The 18,459-nt window shown below is 71.2% G+C and carries 12 protein-coding genes; 6 read left to right on the top strand and 6 right to left on the bottom strand.

From position 1 onward, the window contains the following. Window positions 1-18: 18 nt before the first annotated feature. Both ftsX and ftsE read right to left on the bottom strand, forming a co-directional pair. A complete protein-coding gene (gene ftsX, locus RV986_RS32200) occupies window positions 19-936 on the bottom strand; it encodes a permease-like cell division protein FtsX (protein WP_475920742.1) in 918 nt (305 codons plus the stop codon). 31 nt (window positions 937-967) lie between these two features. Then, on the bottom strand, window positions 968-1,657 hold the full coding sequence (gene ftsE / locus RV986_RS32195) for a cell division ATP-binding protein FtsE (protein ID WP_475920741.1): 690 nt from the start codon (window positions 1,655-1,657) through the stop codon (window positions 968-970). 434 nt (window positions 1,658-2,091) lie between these two features. Between ftsE and RV986_RS32190 the strand changes: the two genes are divergently transcribed. Next, the gene (locus RV986_RS32190) at window positions 2,092-2,283 is read left to right on the top strand and encodes a hypothetical protein (RefSeq protein WP_475920740.1); all 192 of its coding nucleotides are present in this window, start codon (window positions 2,092-2,094) and stop codon (window positions 2,281-2,283) included. 136 nt (window positions 2,284-2,419) lie between these two features. Here RV986_RS32190 and RV986_RS32185 read toward each other — a convergent pair whose 3' ends face one another. From RV986_RS32185 to RV986_RS32170, 4 genes are all read right to left on the bottom strand, one after another. Further along, entirely contained in the window at window positions 2,420-2,998 is a 579-nt protein-coding gene (locus RV986_RS32185) for a hypothetical protein (RefSeq protein ID WP_475920739.1), read from the bottom strand. Window positions 2,999-3,311: 313 nt separating this feature from the next. Further along, a complete protein-coding gene (prfB, locus tag RV986_RS32180; RefSeq protein WP_475920738.1) occupies window positions 3,312-4,418 on the bottom strand; it encodes a peptide chain release factor 2 in 1,107 nt (368 codons plus the stop codon). A gap of 569 nt (window positions 4,419-4,987) precedes the next feature. Beyond that, window positions 4,988-6,226, bottom strand: coding sequence for a serine/threonine-protein kinase (locus tag RV986_RS32175; RefSeq protein ID WP_475920737.1), 1,239 nt, complete (start codon window positions 6,224-6,226; stop codon window positions 4,988-4,990). A 105-nt stretch (window positions 6,227-6,331) separates the two neighbouring features. Beyond that, a complete protein-coding gene (locus tag RV986_RS32170; RefSeq protein ID WP_475920736.1) occupies window positions 6,332-8,134 on the bottom strand; it encodes a serine/threonine-protein kinase in 1,803 nt (600 codons plus the stop codon). Window positions 8,135-8,612: 478 nt separating this feature from the next. Here RV986_RS32170 and RV986_RS32165 point away from each other — a divergent pair, with 478 nt between their 5' ends. The 5 genes from RV986_RS32165 to RV986_RS32145 all read left to right on the top strand — a co-directional run bounded on the left by RV986_RS32165 (window position 8,613) and on the right by RV986_RS32145 (window position 18,428). Further along, window positions 8,613-12,086, top strand: coding sequence for an FHA domain-containing protein (locus tag RV986_RS32165; protein ID WP_475920735.1), 3,474 nt, complete (start codon window positions 8,613-8,615; stop codon window positions 12,084-12,086). Window positions 12,087-12,341: 255 nt separating this feature from the next. Beyond that, window positions 12,342-13,724, top strand: coding sequence for an ABC transporter substrate-binding protein (locus RV986_RS32160; RefSeq protein WP_475924512.1), 1,383 nt, complete (start codon window positions 12,342-12,344; stop codon window positions 13,722-13,724). 7 nt (window positions 13,725-13,731) lie between these two features. Continuing rightward, a complete protein-coding gene (locus RV986_RS32155; RefSeq protein ID WP_475920734.1) occupies window positions 13,732-15,072 on the top strand; it encodes a carbohydrate ABC transporter permease in 1,341 nt (446 codons plus the stop codon). Then, window positions 15,069-15,971 carry a carbohydrate ABC transporter permease gene (locus RV986_RS32150; RefSeq protein ID WP_475920733.1) on the top strand — a complete coding sequence of 301 codons (903 nt, stop codon included), beginning with the start codon at window positions 15,069-15,071 and terminating at the stop codon, window positions 15,969-15,971. The genes RV986_RS32155 and RV986_RS32150 overlap by 4 nt, the downstream gene beginning before the upstream one ends. Before the next feature lie 153 nt (window positions 15,972-16,124). Beyond that, a complete protein-coding gene (locus RV986_RS32145) occupies window positions 16,125-18,428 on the top strand; it encodes a bifunctional glycosyltransferase/CDP-glycerol:glycerophosphate glycerophosphotransferase (protein ID WP_475920732.1) in 2,304 nt (767 codons plus the stop codon). Window positions 18,429-18,459: the final 31 nt, after the last annotated feature.

Raw genomic sequence — 18,459 nt, 5'->3', positions numbered from 1 at the left:
CGGCCCCGTTGGCATGCGTCACACCTTCAGGTACTTGCGCAATGCGAAAAACGCGGCCAGCGCGGGCATCAGCAGACTGGTCGCGAGGATGAGCGGCAGCTTGGTGAGCACGGCGTCCCAGCCGATGAAGTTGATCAGATTCAGCTTCTCGGACAGCGCCAGACCGTGGTCGATGATGAAGTACCGCGCGATCAGCAGGAAGCCACAGGCCACCCCGCCGCCGATGAGCCCGGCGACCGCGGCCTCCATGATGAACGGCGCCTGGATGTAGAACCCGGAGGCGCCCACGAGCCGCATGATGCCGGTCTCGCGGCGCCGGCTGAACGCGGAGACGCGCACCGTGTTGACGATCAGCATCAGGGCGACGACGAGCATCATCGCCATCACCGCGCGCGCGGCCCAGTTCATGCCGTTGAGCAGCCCGAAGAGGTTGTCCAGGATGCCCTTCTGGTCCTGCACCGACTGCACGCCGTCACGGCCGTCGAAGGCGGTCGCGATGACCTGGTACTTCTGCGGGTCCTTCAGCTTGATGCGGTACGACTCCTGCATCTGGTCGGGAGTCAGCGAGCTGGCCAGCGGAGAGTCGCCGAACTGCTCCTTGTAGTGCTTGTAGGCCTCGTCCGCCGACTCGTACGTCACGTTCTGGACGACGGCCATCTTGCCGAGGTCACTCTTGATCTGGTTCTTCTGCTCGGTGGTCACGGCCCCCTTGGCGCAGTTGGGGTCGGACTCCGCGTCGCTCTTGTTGCAGAGGAAGATCGAGACGTTGACCTTGTCGTACCAGTAGCCCTTCATGGTGCTCACCTGGTCGCTCATCAGGAGCGAGCCGCCGAACAGGGCGAGCGAGAGGGCGACCGAGACGACGACCGCGAAGGTCATCGTGAGGTTGCGACGGAGACCGACACCGATCTCCGACAGAACGAACTGGGCGCGCATGGCGTCTGGTAAGCCTTTCCGTGGACCGTCGTCAGTGCTGGTAGCCGTAGACGCCGCGCGCCTGGTCGCGGACGAGGCGGCCCTGCTCCAGCTCGATGACGCGCTTGCGCATCTGGTCCACGATGTTCTGGTCGTGCGTCGCCATCAGCACGGTGGTGCCCGTCCGGTTGATGCGGTCGAGCAGCTTCATGATGCCGACGGAGGTCTGCGGGTCGAGGTTGCCGGTCGGCTCGTCCGCGATGAGGAGCTTGGGGCGGTTCACGAAGGCTCTCGCGATGGCCACGCGCTGCTGCTCACCACCGGACAGCTCGCCCGGCCTGCGGTCCTCCTTGCCGCCGAGCCCGACGAGGTCGAGCACCTGGGGCACGGACTTGCGGATCTCGCCGCGGGACTTGCCGATGACCTCCTGGGCGAAGGCCACGTTCTCGGCGACCGTCTTGTTCGGCAGGAGCCGGAAGTCCTGGAACACGGTCCCCAGCTGGCGCCGCATCTGCGGCACCTTCCAGTTGGAGAGGCGCGCGAGGTCCTTGCCCAGGACGTGCACCTGGCCGTGGCTGGTCCGCTCCTCGCGGAGGATCAGCCGCAGGAAGGTGGACTTTCCGGAGCCGGAGGACCCCACGAGGAACACGAACTCGCCGCGCTCGACCTCCAGGGAGACATCCCTGAGAGCGGGGCGGGTCTGCTTGGGGTAGACCTTGGAGACACTGTCGAATCGGATCACGGATGCACCACGGGTCGCCGGGGGTAGGTGTGCGTGACCATACGCGAACCGGACGTGCGAGCGCAGTCGCCGGTCAGGGTTGCGCGGGGCTTGCACAGGGGTTGTGCCCTTTTGTACGGGTCTTTTGGGCGGGGCTTTTGTACGGGGCTTTGTGCAGGGCCTTGCGCGGACCTTTGTACAGGGCTTTGCGCGGGTCCCCGGGAGCGTGCCCCGCAGAGACACGAGAAACTGCGCGACCGGCCCCCACCCGCCCGCGGCCGAGAGATCGTCCCGGCCCCCTCCGGAAGCGGTCGTTTCCCGGCCTAACCCACACAGTGCGGGGCAGGATAAGGGGAGCCGCGCCGAAATCCGCGGAACCTGGCACAGTGGAGGGGGAACGGTTGCGTTCCCCGCAGCGTTATGTACGCGGAGGACGGTGCAAGGAGGGCAAGCGCATGACGTACGACCGATTGGTGTGCGCGAACTGCGCGGGGCCCGTCAGCGAGGGCCGCTGCGCGGTCTGCCGTGCGAACCGGGAGCGGTTGCAGCAGGAGAGCCCGTTCGCGGGGCTGAACCCGATGGCGCTGATCGCGCTGCTCGCCATATTGATCGCGGCGGCGGCGCTGCTGGCGCACCAGACGGCGTGAGCCCGGCGAGCCACCCTGGTGTGACCACAGTCACTCCCGATATGTCCGACGCCTGACACGTCTGACGCAGGACCTGACACGAGAGGGGCCCGGAGCAGCTCGCTCCGGGCCCCTCTCGCGCTCACACCCGACTGGGTCAGGCAGCGGTGCCGCGGCCGTTCATGAGGCGCGGCAGCACCCGGAAGCCGATACCGCCGACGATCATCGTCGCGGCGCCGACCAGCAGGAACGTGGTCTCGACGGCACCCGTCTCGGCCAGCTCGCCCGAGTCGCCCTGGGCGGAGGCGTCCGAGCCGGTGTCGGTCAGGCCGGAGGAACCCTTGCCCTGCTCGACGGGCTTCGCGCCACCGTCGGGGTTGCTGTTGTTGCCACCGGTGCCGGACCCGTCGGTCGGGTCGTCCGTCGGGTCGTCCGTCGGCTCGCCGGGCTCGGTCGGCTCCTCGGTCGGATCCGTGGGCTCGTCGCTCGGGGCGGACGTGGTCGGAGCGGGCTCCGACGGGGCCGACGAGGTGGGCGCCGGCGGGGTGGACTCCGGCGGGGTGCTGGCCGGGACGGTCGGGATGCCCGTCTGGCTCAGGGTGGGGTCCGGTTCGGCGGTGGCGCTGACGTTGAGGTCACCGGCCGAGGCGACACCCGCGGCGGTCAGCGAAGCACCGGCGGCGATCACCACACCGGCTGCTATGCGTGCCACGCGGATTCGCGTCTTCTTGGTCATCTGCTTGCTACCCCCAGTAGCTGATCGTCAATGGAGCAGCGCCCGGGGCCACGGCGTCACAGGTGGCTCACTCAGCCCCCCGGTTCACATGCGCCCCGGAGATACGCATGCCACGCGCCACCATTCCCAGTTTTCACAGCAACGTCAAGGTCGTTGCGTACGCGATGTCCGGATCAATGTCATTTGCCTGCCGTGAGGACATGTGACTGTGACGTAAAAACCGGAATTCCCCCACACGGAAGGCAACTGCCGTCCAGTGGACGGCAGTTGCCTTGTCGACAAAGAGCTTCCGAAGCGGTGTCGATACCCCGCTCTACTTCTCCTGCTGCTTGCGCCAGCGAATTCCGGCCTCAAGGAATCCGTCGATCTCACCGTTGAACACGGCTTCCGGGTTGCCGACTTCGTACTCGGTCCGCAGGTCCTTGACCATCTGGTACGGGTGCAGGACGTACGAACGCATCTGGTTGCCCCAGGAGTTGCCGCCGTCGCCCTTGAGGGCGTCCATCTTGGCCTGTTCCTCCTGCCGGCGCCGCTCCAGCAGCTTGGCCTGGAGGACGTTCATCGCGGACGCCTTGTTCTGGATCTGCGACCGCTCGTTCTGGCAGGAGACGACGATGCCGGTGGGAAGGTGGGTCAGCCGCACCGCGGAGTCGGTGGTGTTGACGCCCTGGCCGCCCGGGCCGGACGACCGGTACACGTCCACCCTGAGCTCGGACTCGTCGATCTCGATGTGGTCGGTCTGCTCGACGACGGGCAGGATCTCGACTCCGGCGAAGGAGGTCTGCCGACGCCCCTGGTTGTCGAAGGGCGAGATCCGCACGAGCCGGTGGGTGCCCTGCTCCACGGACAGCGTCCCGTACGCGTACGGGACGTGGACGGCGAAGGTGGTGGACTTGATGCCCGCCTCCTCCGCGTACGAGGTCTCGTAGAGCTCGGTCTTGTAACCGTGCCGCTCGGCCCAGCGCAGGTACATGCGCTGCAGCTTCTCGGTGAAGTCGGAGGCGTCGACGCCACCGGCCTCGGCGCGGACGGTGACGACGGCCTCACGGGAGTCGTACTCCCCGGAGAGCAGCGTGCGCACCTCCATCTCGTCCAGCGCCTTCTTGACGGCGGTGAGCTCGGACTCGGCCTCGGCACGGGTGTCCGGGTCGTCCTCCTCCTCGGCCATCTCGAAGAGCACGCTCAGATCGTCGATACGCCCGCGCAGCGCCTCGGCCTTCCTGACCTCCGCCTGGAGGTGGCTCAGCTTGCTGGTGATCTTCTGCGCCTCGTCCGGGTCGTCCCACAGGGACGGCGCGGCCGCCTGCTCCTCGAGCACGGCGACATCTGCCCTCAGTTTGTCGAGGTCCAGGACGGCCTCGATCGACTCCATGGTCGAGGAGAGGGACTTGAGCTCTTCGGATACATCGACGACTGCCACGCCTCCAGCGTAACGGCTGCCGCAAGCGGGGCTTGCCCCTCGTCCGACGGGGGCTGCGCACCGGCCGACCCCGCCCAGGGGCTCCGCCCCTGCCACCCCACCAGGGGGCTCCGCCCCTGACCCCCTCGCCCGAAGGGCTCGTCCTCAAACGCCGGACAGGCTGGACAGTGCGGACCCGCCCCCCGCAAGGGGCGGCCGGATCCGGGGCGAAGCCCCGGCCTCAGGGACACAGGGAACTGCGCAACCAACCCCCACCCACCCACAGCCAAGCAATCCGGAACGTCCGAGGAATCCGAGGCGAAGCCCCGACCCCAGGACCGCGGGGAACCGCACGACCAACCCCCACCCACCCACAGACGGACAACACCAGCCAGCCCGAGGAATCCGAGGCGAAGCCCCGACCCCAGGACCGCGGGGAACTGCGCGACCAGCCCCCACCCACCCGCAGACGGACAACACCAGCCAGCCCGAGGAATCCGAGGCGAAGCCCCGACCCCAGGACCGCGGGGAACTGCGCGACCAGCCCCCACTCACCCGCGGCCGAACAAGGACCGACCGGCCCCGGGGCCCTACGGCGAAGCCGGGGCCGAGTTCTTCGTGTCCTGGGGGGTGGCGCCCGCGTCATCACCCGAGGTGGCCAGCCACGTACCGACCCCCACCGCGGCGACCAGCACCGCCCCCGCCACCCCCAGCGTGATCCTGCGGCGCCGCGCGGACGCCCGGTGCCGAGCGGACCCCGGCCGAGGCGCCCCCGCCGCCCGTGGCGCACGAGCCGTCCCGCGCGCCCCACCCGCCAGCTCGTCCGGCCCGGGCACCCGCATCGACGTATGGGTGTCCCGGTTGGAGTCCGGCGCGGCCCCCGGCACCAACGGCACCGCCCCCCGCCGCACCCGCGAAGCCGGCACCGCGGGCTCCACCGTCTCGCCCTCCTGGGCGTCCTCCGCCGACTCCCCGTCCGGCTCGTCCACGTCCAACGGCGGCATCCCCGCCAGCAGCGGCAGCTGCTCCCGCAGCCGTGCCCCCAGCTCGGACGCCCGCAGCCGCGACGCCGGGGCCTTGGCCAGACACTGCACGATCAGCTGCCACAGCTCCTCGGGGATCCCCGGAAGCGGTACGACCGTCTCGGTCACGTGCCGCCGCAGCACCGCCCCCGGATGCCCGCCCCCGAAGGGCGTGAACCCGGCAAGGAGCTCGTACAGCACCGTCGCCAGCGCGTAGATGTCGACGGCGGCCCGCGGCGGCAGCCCCTCGATGATCTCGGGCGCGAGATAGTCCGGCGTGCCGATGATCTTCGTGGCCCTGGTCCGCCGCGGCGAGTCGATGAGTTTGGCCACACCGAAGTCCGTGAGCAGGGCGGGGTGCGAGCCACCGGGGCCGAGCGGGCCCTGCATGTCGAGCAGCACGTTCTCCGGTTTCACGTCCCGGTGCACGACCCCGGCCGCGTGCGCCGCCGCCAGCCCGTCCGCGACATCGGCCACGATCGCGACCGCGGCCTCGGGGGCCAGCCGCCGTTCCCGGTCGAGCCGGGTGCGCAGGTCCGTACCCCGTACGAGATCCATGACGAGCGCGAGGTCGTTCCCGTCGACGACGAGATCCCGCACCGCCACCACATGCGGATGATCGAGCCCGAGCAGAGCCGTGCGCTCCTGTACGAAGCGGCCCACCAGCTCCTGGTCGGACGCGAGGTCCTCGCGCAGCAGCTTGATGGCGACGGGACCCTCAGGTCCCTCGCCGAGCCACACCGTGCCGGCACTGCCCCGTCCCAGAATCTGGTGGGCGGTGTACCGGCTCCCGATCTTCCGTGCCAAGACTGCTCCTACTGACGCGTGTTGTCGCTAAAAGTACGCGTCCGAAGACCCAACCTTCACTCCGGAGACGGAAATCACCCGTCAGATATCGACAAATCCCCAGGGTTAGTTGTTGGAGTTGCCGGAGTTGCCGGAGTCGCCGAGATTCCCGATCCAGTCGGTGGCGGTGTTGAACATGTCCTTCAGCTCGGTCCAGAACCCCTTGGTGGTCCCGATCCAACCCTGAAGAGGGCTGAACTCCCAGACCAGCCACGCGGCGACGAACAGGATGACGATCGTGAACAGGCAGCCCTTGAGGCAGCCGAGCCCCGGGATCTTCATCCGGTTGGCGCTGCGCTGGCGCGGCTCGCGCGGCTGCCGGGGCGCCGGTGCCTCGGGCTGCTGCGGGGCGGGAGCGTACCGCTGGGCCTGCTGCTGCGGTTGCTGCTGCGGCGCGGGGGCGTATCCCTGCGGCTGCTGGCGCTGCCGCCGCTGCTGACGTTGAGGCTGCTGGGGCTGTTGGGGTTGCTGCGGCGCGTACTGCTGGGGCTGCTGCTGCCCGTACTGCTGAGGCTGCTGCTGCGGATATCCGTAGCCGGGCGGCGGCTGCTGTCCCTGCGGCGGCCGCTGCTGGGGCTGCTGCTGCGGTCGCGCGACCTGCCGCTGCGGACGGCGGCGCAGCGGATCCTGGTCCGGATCGAGGTACTGGACCTGGGTCTGCTCATTGCGGTCCCGGGCCGCCCGCAGCTGGCTCTGCCAGGGGTGCGGGTCCTCGCCCTGCCCCGGCTGTCCTGGCCCGCCCGGCTGGTGCTGCGGCACCGGCGGCATGACGGCGGTCGGATCGGCCGCGCCGTGGTGCGGCAGGACGGCGGTGGGGTCGGCGGCACCGGGGACGCCGGGGGCACCGGTGTGCGGCAGGACACTGGTCGCGCCGTTCGGGTCGTACGCCCCCGGAGCGCTGTGCCGCAGCACCTGCGTGGGATCGGCGGCGCCCTGCACGCCCGGAACCGCGGCCGGCGCCGGGTCGGGGGCGAGCAGCGCGCCCACCCCCTCCGCGGCGGCGATCTGCGCGGAGTTGGCGTGCACCCCGACGCCCTGGGCGACGGCGCGCAGGCCCCGGGCGAGGTTCTCGGCGCTGGGCCGCTCGTCCGGGTTCTTGCGCAGACAGCGCTCTATGACCGTCCAGAGCGGGTCGGGCACGGTGGACGGGCGGCGCGGCTCGGCGCTCAGGTGCTGGTGCAGCACTTCGAGCGCCGACTCGCCGGCGAACGGCGGACGGCCGGTGACCAGCTCGTACAGCAGGATGCCCGCCCCGTAGATGTCGACGGCGGACGTCTGCGGGCGTCCCTCGGCGGACTCCGGCGCGACATACGCGGGCGTGCCGACGAACTCGTGCGTCCGGGTGAGGCCCGGGGAGTCGGCGAGCCGGGCGATGCCGAAGTCGGTGAGCATCGGGTGCATCTGGCCGCCGTCCTGCTTGAGCAGGACGTTCGCGGGCTTGAGGTCGCGGTGCACGACACCGTCGGCGTGACTCGCGGCGAGCGCGTCGGCGACCTGGGCGGTGAGGAGGGCGGCGGCGACCGGGGAGAACGGGCCGTTCTCCCGCAGGTAGCGGTGCAGATCGGGGCCGTCGACCAGGTCCATGACCAGCGCGAGCAGGTCGCCCTCGACGACGAGGTCCCGTACCCGCACGATGTTCGGGTGGGTCAGGCGCAGCAGGACGGAGCGCTCCCGAAGGAACCGCATCACGATGTCCGCGTCGTTGGCGAGCTCCTCCTTGAGGACCTTGATCGCCACGGTCTCGCCGGGCTGGCCGGCGACGGCCGCCTCGGCGCCCGCGGTCTCCCTCTGGCGGGCTCGCCAGACGGTGCCTGTGGCGCCGCGCCCAAGCGGCTCCTCAAGGAGGTACTTGCTCCCTACCGGCCGCACGTCATGCGCTCCCTGTTGCTTGCTTGCCTGGTCCGTCCACCGTGATCACCGTGGTACAGGTGTTCCGACCCACTGTAGTGCCGACATACATGGCACTGGGCTGTCGTCCTCCTGTGCTTCCCCTGGGTGCCTGTGCTCCGCACAAGCGGTTACGTACGCGTTCCCGCAGATGTTCGAAGGAAAGACGCTCGCGTCGGACGGTTGGTTGCCGAACGGCTGCCGTGGGGACGACGTGACCGATCTCAAGCGGGCACCGGTCGGGCATCGCTCGGGCATTGGTCAGGCACTTTTACGGGCAGAGCCGACCAATCAAGATCACTTGCCGCTGGGGGGCGGGCGTGTTGTCAGTGACAGGTGCGAGGATGCCTTCAGTACTGGCCGACGTGCCCGTGTGCGGTGGGGGGAATCTGCGGTGGGGGACCGCGGCGGGGCCTCGCCCTCCTCGCGGGCGCCTGTGCGGAAGGGACCGCTGACGGCGATGCAGATCCGGCTGACCGTCGTAGACCCGCTGGGCTCGCCCTCGGAGCCGCGGGGGCGAGCCGCGGCCTGCGATGTGCTGGTCACCGCTCCCGCCGGGACGGCGTTGGCGGCGGTGGCGGCGGGTCTGGCCTCGGCGGTCGGCGGGGACGGGGGGAGCGCCCCGCACGACCGCGGTCGAGAGCTCGGCGGGGGTCCGGTCGTGCTGTACGCGGGCGCCGAGCGCCTCGACGGCCAGCGCTGCACGCTCGGCGAGCCGCCCCTGACGGACGGTGCCGTGCTGTCCCTGGGCGCGCCCGCGGAGCCCGGTCCGGACGTGGCCGACATGGCGGCCCAGCTCCATGTCGTCGCCGGTCCCGACGCGGGCGGTGTCCATCTCCTGCACGGCGGCCGGATCCACATCGGCCGCTCCGCCGAGGCGGACGTGCCCCTGGACGACCCGGACGTCTCCCGGCTGCACTGCGCGATCACGGTCACGCCCGAGGGCCGTGTCTCCGTCGCGGACCTGGGCTCCACGAACGGCACGACACTCGACGGCGCCCAGGTGGGCACCCGTCCGGTCCGCTTCGCGCAGGGCGCGCTCCTGCGGGTCGGCGAGTCCGCCCTGCGGCTGGCCGCGCCCGGCGGCACGGGGTCCGTGGGGACGGCTCCGGACGGCGAGGGCCATGTCAGGGTGACCACGGTCACCGCGACCGCCGCCCGCCCGAAGCCCGCGTCCTCGACCGCATCGGAATCCGGGCCTTCGCCGACGCCCGCCCCTTCCCCTCCGTCCGCCCCCTCCCCGGCGTCCGCTCCTTCGCCGTCCACCGCGACCCACGCGCGCATGCTGGGCGCCGCCTCCGGTGCGGGCGGGATCCCCGTCCCTCCCGCCGGTGAGACACATCACGGCTACGGATCGGCGGAGTGGGGAGCCGCCGGCGGCGTTCCCGGGACGCAGGAGCGCGGTCCGGTCGTGCCGGAGCACGGCCGGCACGCCCAGCACGGTCAGCGCGGCCCGGTCGTGCCGGAGCAGGGCCGGGCACCCCGGATCGAGAGCAGGCCGGGGCAGCCGTCCGGTCCCGGGTCACCGGCGGCCACGGGCACGGGCACCCCCGACACCGGCACCAGGAAAGGCACCCCCACGCGCGGCACCGACGTACCGCCGGGTGTGCGCAAGCGGGGCGGGATCGGCGCTTGGGCACGCCGGCTGACCGGCGGCCGGGGCGAGGCGGCGGGCACCGGACCGGAGGATCTGTACGACACGGACGGGGACGACGGGGACGCGGAGTTCCTGGCGGCCTCCCTGCCCTCGCAGGCTCCGGAGAGCTGGCCCGACGCCGCGACGCTGCTGCTCACCGCGCTGGGACCGGGACCGCGACTGTGGGAGCGCGGCCCGGGACACCCGGAGACGCTGACGGTGCGGCTGGGCACGGCCGACCGGGCGGCGCCCGACGGCTCCGGACTGCTGCCCGTCGTACCGGTGACCGCGGGTCTGCGGGAGGTCGGCGCGCTGGGCCTGGCGGGGCCGCGGGCGCGCCTGGCCGGGCTGGCCCGCTCGGTGGTGGCACAGCTCACCGCGCTGCACTCCCCCGACACCCTCGACATCGTCCTGATCAGCACCGACCGCTCCCGTACGGTCGAGGAGCGCACCGCCGAGTGGTCCTGGCTCGGCTGGCTCCCCCATCTGCGTCCCACCCACGGCCAGGACTGCCGCCTCCTCCTCGCCCACGACCGTGAACAGGCCACGGCCCGCACGGACGAGCTCCTGCGCCGCCTGGAGGACCAACTGGCGGAGGCGGCCGCCGCCCGGGGTGCGCACGACAGCGCCGATCACGTCCCCGAGGACGCGCGGGGCGGTGCCCGGCGTCCCTCCTGGGCTCGCGCCGAGGACCCGGCCGGCGGAGCCCACGACGGGCCGTACACCGTGGTCGTCGTGGACGGGGACCCCGGGGGCGCCGATGTACGGGAGGCCGTGGTGCGGCTGGCGCGCGAGGGCGCGCGGGCCGGGATACACGTGGTGTGCCTGGCCGAGACGGCGTCGGCGTCGGCGTCGCCCTCGTCCCCGGTGACGGAGACGTACGAGGCGGCCTGTCAGGCGTCACCGGCGTTCCGGGAGTGCGGGGCGGTGGCCCTGCTCAGCGGGGATGTGGCGACGGCGCTGCGGCTGATGCGGGTGGCGTCCGGGGGCCCCGTCGGGCCCGGCACGGTCGCCGCCGTGGACGCGGTGTCCCTGGCCTGGGCGGAGCGTTTCGCCCGCGCGCTGGCCCCGCTGCGCACGGACGGCGCCCATGCCGACCGCCACGCGCGCGTGTCCGCCCCGCTGCCGCAGACGGCACGCCTGCTGGACGAGCTGGGGCTCGCCCGCGCCACCCCGGCGTCGCTCATGGCCCGTTGGGCGGACGCGGCGGACGACGCCGAGTCGCTCGGTGGCCGCGCCCGGGCGGTCCTCGGCGCCGGCCCGCGCGGACCGGTCGCCGTGGATCTCCCCGTCGAGGGCCCGCACCTGCTGATCGAAGGCCCCCCGGCCGGCGGCCGTACGGAACTCTTGCGCTCGATCGCCGCGTCCCTGGCCGCCGCGGAGCGCCCCGACCGGCTGGGCATCGTCCTGATGGACGGCCGGGACAGCACCGGGGGCCACGGCGCGGGTCAGGGAGCCGAGGGCCTGCGGGTCTGTACGGACCTCCCCCACGTCACCACGCATCTCACGGCCAACGATCCCGTACGGATGCGGGAGTTCGCCCAGTCCCTCAGCGCCGAGCTGAAGCGGCGGGCCGAACTCCTCGGCCGGCTCGACTTCGCGGAGTGGCACACCCGCCGCGCGGTGTCGGGCCGCATGGTCACACAGCGCGCGCCCAAGTCCTCCCCCGGAACGCCCGCCGCCCCCGCCCCCTCCGGCGCCGGCGCCGCGGACCTCGACGCGCCCCCCAGTTCGACTCTGCGGCTGCGCCCGGCGGCTGCCCGGGAGCGCACGGATCCGGGCCCCCCGCTGGCCCGTCTCGTCGTCATGGTCGACGACCTGGACGCCCTGCTCTCCCCCGCCCTGGGATCACCGGGCCGGCCGGCGGCCGGTTCGGTCGTACGTGCTCTGGAAGCCGTCGCCCGTGAGGGTGACCGTCTCGGTGTGCACCTCGTGGCGTCCGCCGCGGACGACGGGCGGACGGCCGTCACGGAGCTGGGCCGCGCCGCCGCGCTGCGCATCACCCTCGACGCGGTGTCTGCGGGTGCGGACGAACCGGCTCCCGGCCGTGGCCGCCTGGCCACCTCGGACGGCCGTCTCATCCCTTTCCAGGCCGGCCGGGTCACCGGGCGCATCCCCCGCACCGCCACCCTCCGTCCCACGGTCGTCCCCCTGGAATGGCACCGCATGGGCGACCCCCCGGCCCGCCGCCCGGTCCGCGAACTCGGCAACGGGCCGACGGACCTGGCCCTGCTGGCCAGCGCCCTGGAGCGGGCCGCGAGGTCAGTGGCGGCAACCGAGGTGCCGTCCCTGCTCTGACCCGCACGGGGCGCACCTCAGCGGCGCGGGGAACCGCGCGACCAGCCCCCACCCGCCCGCAGCAAAGAGACGCAAGCGGGCATGGAACGGAGCCCCAGGAGGAAGGGGCAGTGGGGGCGTGACCCCACGTCACGACCCAGTCACGATCACTCGCTTGACGGCGCAGGCGCTCTTGCCGCCCTCGACGCCCCGGGCGTAGACCAGATCACACGGGACAGCGCCGGACGTTCAACGAGGAACGAGAACGGGGCAATGATGCGCAGAACTCTTCGTACACCCAGGTCGTCCAGGGCCGCACAAGCCACCGCAGCCGCCGTCGTCATCGGCGCACTCACTCTCTCCGCCTGTGGCGGCAGCAGCAAGGACAAGAACGACGACGGCAGCACCAGCAGCGCCGGCAGCAGCGGCGGCAGTGCCGTCACGCTCCCCAAGCTCAACGGCGCGAGCCTCGAAGTCGCCGCCGTGTGGACCGGGGCCGAGCAGGCCAACTTCAAGAAGGTGCTCGCGGAGTTCGAGAAGCGCACCGGCGCGAAGGTCACCTTCGTCCCCGCGCAGGACCCGATCATCAACTTCCTCGGTTCGAAGATCGCGGGCGGCGCTCCGCCGGACGTGGCGATGCTGCCGCAGGTCGGCGCCATCAAGCAGGCCGTGGAGAAGAAGTGGGCCAAGCCCGTCGGCCCCGACGCGCAGGCCCAGCTCGCCAAGAACTACTCGCAGGGCTGGCAGGACCTCAGCAAGGTCGGCGGCACCCAGTACGGCGTGTACTTCAAGGCCGCCAACAAGTCCCTGATCTGGTACAACGCGCAGGTCTTCGAGAACGCGGGCGCCAAGGAGCCCGGCACCTGGAAGGACCTCCTCAGCACCGCGCAGACCGTCTACGACTCCGGCGTCACCCCGATGTCCATCGGCGGCGCGGACGGCTGGACCCTCACCGACTGGTTCGAGAACGTCTATCTCTCCCAGGCGGGGCCGGAGAAGTACGACCAGCTCGCCCAGCACAAGATCAAGTGGACGGACCCTTCGGTGAAGGACGCGCTGACCACGCTCGCCCAGCTGTGGGGGAACAAGAACTACGTCGCGGGCGGAGCGGACGGTGCCCTGCAGACCGAGTTCCCGGCGTCCGTGACACAGACGTTCACCGGCGGTGACCAGCCCAAGGCGGGCATGGTCTTCGAGGGCGACTTCGTGGGCGTCAACATCGCGGAGACGAAGGCGAAGATCGGCACGGACGCGAAGGTGTTCCCGTTCCCGGCCGTGGGCAGCAGCGCGCCGGTGGTCAGCGGGGGTGACGCGGCCGTCCTGCTGAAGGACTCCAAGGCCGGTCAGGCGCTGCTCACCTTCCTCGCCTCGCCCGACGCCGCGACGATCCAGGCGAAGCTCGGCGGCTTTCTCTCCCCCAACAAGAACGTGGCCGACTCCGCCTACCCGAACGCCGTCCAGCAGTCCATGGCCAAGGCCCTGATCGCGGCCGGCGACGACTTCCGCTTCGACATGTCCGACCAGGCCCCGCAGTCCTTCGGCGGTACGCCCGGCAAGGGCGAGTGGAAGGGCCTGCAGGACTTCCTGAAGAACCCGAAGGACGTGGCGGGGACACAGGCGAAACTCGAATCGGACGCCGCCGCGGCCTACAAGGGCTGATCCGGCGATGACGTCGGCGACGGCCGGAGGATCCGCACCGGTTCCTCCGGCCCGTAAGCGCAAGAGCGTGACCGGCACCCGCAGGACCGTGGCGGTGCTCTTCCTGCTGCCCTGTCTCGTGCTGCTCGGCGCGCTCGTGGTCTACCCGATCGGGTACTCGCTGATCCGCAGCTTCCTCAACCAGTCCGGCGACGGTTTCGCCGGGGTCGACAACTACAAGGCCCTGTTCACCGACGACGGCATCCGCACCGCGCTGAAGAACAACGTCATCTGGGTGGTGTTCGCGCCCACGATCGCGACCGCGCTCGGTCTCGTCTTCGCCGTGCTCACCGAACGGGTGCGCTGGGGAACGGCGTTCAAGCTGGTCGTCTTCATGCCGATGGCGATCTCGATGCTCGCCGCGGGGATCATCTTCCGGCTGGTGTACGACCAGGACCCGGAGAAGGGCGTCGCGAACGCCGTGTGGGTGGGGGTGCACGACACCTTCGCCGAGTCGTCGGCGTTCCCCAAGGCCCACCCGGGGCGGCAGTCGCCCCTCCAGCCCGACCGGGGCGGGTTCATCACCCGACAGACCGTCCACGCGGGGCAGTCCGTCGCCCTCCCCCTCGTCGGGGTCGCACCCGACAAGATGCCCGGCAGCGCGAAGAAGGCCGTACAGGCCCCGCCCGAGCCCGGCAAGGTCACCGGTACCGCCTGGCAGGACTTCACCCGTGGCAAGGGCGTCGGAAAGCTCGGGCAGGTCGACCCGGACGAGCTCGGCTACGCGGGCATGAAGGTCGAGGCCGTCAAGGACGGCAAGGTCGTGGCCTCGACGAAGGTGCGCGACGACGGCACGTTCACGCTCTCCGACAAGGCGGACGGGGCTCGGCTGCGGCTCCCGGCGGGCAACTTCAAGGAGCCGTACAACGGCCTGGACTGGCTCGGCCCGTCGCTGGTCACACCGGCCATCATCGGCTCGTACATCTGGATGTGGGCGGGTTTCGCGATGGTGCTGATCGCGGCGGGGCTCGCGGGGGTGCCGCGCGAGCTCCTGGAGGCGGCCCGGGTCGACGGCGCGAACGAGTGGCAGGTCTTCAGAAGGATCACCGTGCCGCTGCTCGCGCCCGTGCTCGCGGTCGTCACCGTCACCCTGATGATCAACGTCCTGAAGGTGTTCGACCTGGTCTTCATCATCGCGCCGGGCTCGTCGCAGGACGACGCGAACGTGCTGGCCCTGGAGCTGTACCGGAAGGGCTTCTCCGAGGACAAGCCGGGTGTCGCGAGTGCGATCGCCGTGTTCCTGCTGCTGCTCGTGATCCCGGTGATGTGGTTCAACATTCGTCGTCTGCGACGGGAGGTACGGCGATGACCACCCACGTCGGCACTGTCACGAAGACCGCGTCCGGCGCGGTCCGCAAGCAGTCGCTCGGCTCGCGTCTGGCGAGCGGCGTCAGCGGCGGACTCGTCCGCGTCTTCCTGCTGCTCGTCGGCCTGTTCTGGCTGGTGCCGACGATCGGACTGCTGCTGTCCTCGCTGCGCAAGCCGGAGGACATGAGCGCCTCCGGCTGGTGGAAGGTCTTCAGCGAGCCCTCCCAGCTCACCGTGGACAGCTACCAGAAGCTCCTGGAGAACGGCGACATCACCAGTTCGCTGGGGAACACGGTGCTGATCACCGTCCCGGCGACCGTCCTCGTCGTCGTCATCGGCTCGCTCGCGGGCTACGCCTTCGCCTGGATGGAGTTCCCGGGCCGCGACTGGTGGTTCCTGGGCGTGGTCGGCCTGCTGGTCGTCCCCGTGCAGGTGGCGCTGATCCCGATCGCCGAACTCTTCGGCAAGATCGGCATCTTCGGCACGATCTTCGGCGTGATCCTCTTCCACGTCGGCTTCGGCCTGCCCTTCGCCGTGTTCCTGCTGCGGAACTTCTTCGCGGAGATCCCGAAGGAACTGCTGGAGGCGGCCCGGCTCGACGGCGCGGGCGAACTGCGGCTGTTCGTACGGGTCGTGATGCCGCTCGGCGGGCCCGCGATCGCCTCGCTCGGCATCTTCCAGTTCCTGTGGGTGTGGAACGACATGCTGGTCGCCCTGGTGTTCTCCGACTCGGGCAGCCAGCCGATCACCGTCGCACTGCAGACACAGGTACGCCAGTTCGGCAACAACATCGACGTCCTGGCGCCCGGCGCCTTCATCTCGATGGTCATCCCGCTGGCGGTGTTCTTCGCGTTCCAGCGGCAGTTCGTGTCCGGTGTGATGGCGGGCGCGGTGAAGTAACCGGCGTTCAAGGGCACATGCGAGGGGCGGGCCGGACACCGGTCCGCCCCTCGGCGTTCACCGGAACATCCCCCGTATGCCACATCTGGCGTAACCAAGTCACCCCTTCGGCCGTTGCCGGGCAGTATGCCCGCGCCGACCCATGGATGTCCCTTGCCCAGGTTCAGTGTCATCGTCCCCGTGCACAAGGTTCAGGCGTACCTGCACGAGTGCCTTGAATCCGTCCTCGAACAGTCCTGCTCCGACCTCGAACTGATCGCCGTCGACGACCATTCACCGGATGCCTGCGGCGCGATCATCGACGAGTTCGCCGCCCGCGACGTCCGTGTACGCCCGGTCCATCTGCCGCAGAACGTGGGCCTGGGCCGCGCCCGCAACGCCGGTCTCGAACACGCCACCGGCGACTACCTGATCTTCCTGGACAGCGACGACACCCTGACCCCGGACGCCCTGCGCGCGATCGCCGACCGGCTGAAGGAGACCTCCGAACCGGACGTCCTGGTCTACGACTACGCGCGCACCCACTGGAACGGCGACACCGTCCGCAACCAGTTCGCTGAGCAGCTCAGCGAGCGGGGCCCGGCGCCCTTCCGGCTCGACGACCGGCCGGGGCTGCTCAGGGTCCTGATGGTGGTGTGGAACAAGGCCTACCGCAGGGAGTTCGTCGAGCGCGAGGGCCTCACCTTCCCGCCCGGCTACTACGAGGACACCCCCTGGACCTACCCGGCGCTGGTCTCCGCCGAGACGATCGCCACCCTCGACCGGGTCTGCGTGCACTACCGGCAGCGCCGCCAGGGCAACATCCTCGGCACCAGCAGCCGGGGACACTTCGACATCTTCGAGCAGTACGACCGTGTCTTCGCGCATCTCGACGCGCACCCGGAGCTGGCGCACTGGCGCCCGGTCCTGTTCCGCCGCATGGTCGACCACCTCTCGACGGTGTTCACCAAGCGGGGCCGGCTGCCGCGCGGCACCCGCGCCGAGTTCCTGCGCAAGGCCCGCACCCACTACCGCCGTTACCGCACGCCGGGCGCCCCCGTCCACCCCCGCACCCGGGTCCGGCACGCCCTGGTGCGGCTCGGCAACCACCGCACGTACCGGCTGCTGTCCCTGGCCTCACGCGTCCGCAAGAAGACCCTGCGCGCCGTCAAGGACCTGTTCCGCAAGGCCCGCGGCGCCGCCCTGCAGTTCCACTACCGCGTCCAGCTGCGACTGCCCCTGCGCGCCGACCGCGCCGTCTTCTCCAGCTACTGGGGGCGCGGCCACGGCTGCAACCCGGGCGCCCTGGAGTCCGCGTTCCGCAATCTCGCCCCGCACATCCGTACGGCGTGGATCGCGCACCCCGAGCACCACCACACCATCCCGGCCTCGACGCGGCGTCTGCGGCCCGGTACGACGGCGTACTGGACGGCGCTGGCCCGCTCCAAGTACCTGGTCAACAACGTCAACTTCGACCGCCGGCTGGTCAAGCGCCCCGGTCAGATCATGATCCAGACCCAGCACGGCACCCCGCTCAAGCACATGGGCCTCGACCTCCAGGACCGCCCGGCGGCGGCCCGCGACACCGACTTCGCCGAGCTGCTGCGCAGCGCCGACAAGTGGGACTACTGCCTGTCCGGCAACCGCCACTCCACCCTGGTCTGGGAGCGCGTCTTCCCCGCCCCGTACACGACGCTGGAGTACGGCCTGCCCCGCAACGACGTGTTCCAGCGGGCCACCTCGGCGGACGTCACCCGGCTGCGGGAGTCCCTGGGCATCCCCGAGGGCTCGGTCGCCGTGCTGTACGCGCCGACGTACCGCGACTACCGCCGCACCCAGCGCCTCACCCTCGACCTGGAGCGCGTCCTGCGCAGGCTGGGCCCGCGGTTCGTGGTGCTGACCCGCGCCCACCACGCGTACCGGGGCCCGCTGAGCACCCTGTCCGGGGCCCGGCTCATCGACGTCTCCGACCACCCGAGCGTCGAGAACCTCTGCCTCGCCTCGGACGCGCTGATCACCGACTACTCCTCCCTGATGTTCGACTACGCGGTCCTCGACCGGCCGATCGTGATCCACACGGACGACTGGGAGGCGTACGAAGCCTCCCGCGGCACCTACTTCGACCTGCGTGCCTTCCCGCCGGGCGCGGTCGCGCGCAGCGAGGACGAGCTGATCGACATCTTCGCGACCGGCCACTGGCGCGGTTCCCGCTCGGCGCAGCTGCGGGCCGCGTTCCGTGAGCGGTTCTGCCCGCACGAGGACGGGCGCGCCGCCGAGCGGGTCGTACGCCATGTCGTGCTGGGCGAGAGCGGCGGCCTGCCGCGGGTGGTGCCGCTCGCGCAGCGCCACCCGGTCCCGTCGGCCGCCGCCGCCCTGCCCCAGGTTCTCGGCTCCGCTCCGACCGGGACGACCTCCATCGACATGCCCCTCGCCACGGTGCCCGCGCCCGGTGCCGTCCCTGTCACCGAGACCCTCTGAACCGGAGCAGGCATGCCCTCCAGCCCCTCCC

The organism is Streptomyces sp. RLA012, from assembly GCF_056270325.1.
The sequence above is the reverse complement of the archived record's forward strand: the minus strand, read 5'-3'. Positions and strand labels throughout refer to the sequence as shown.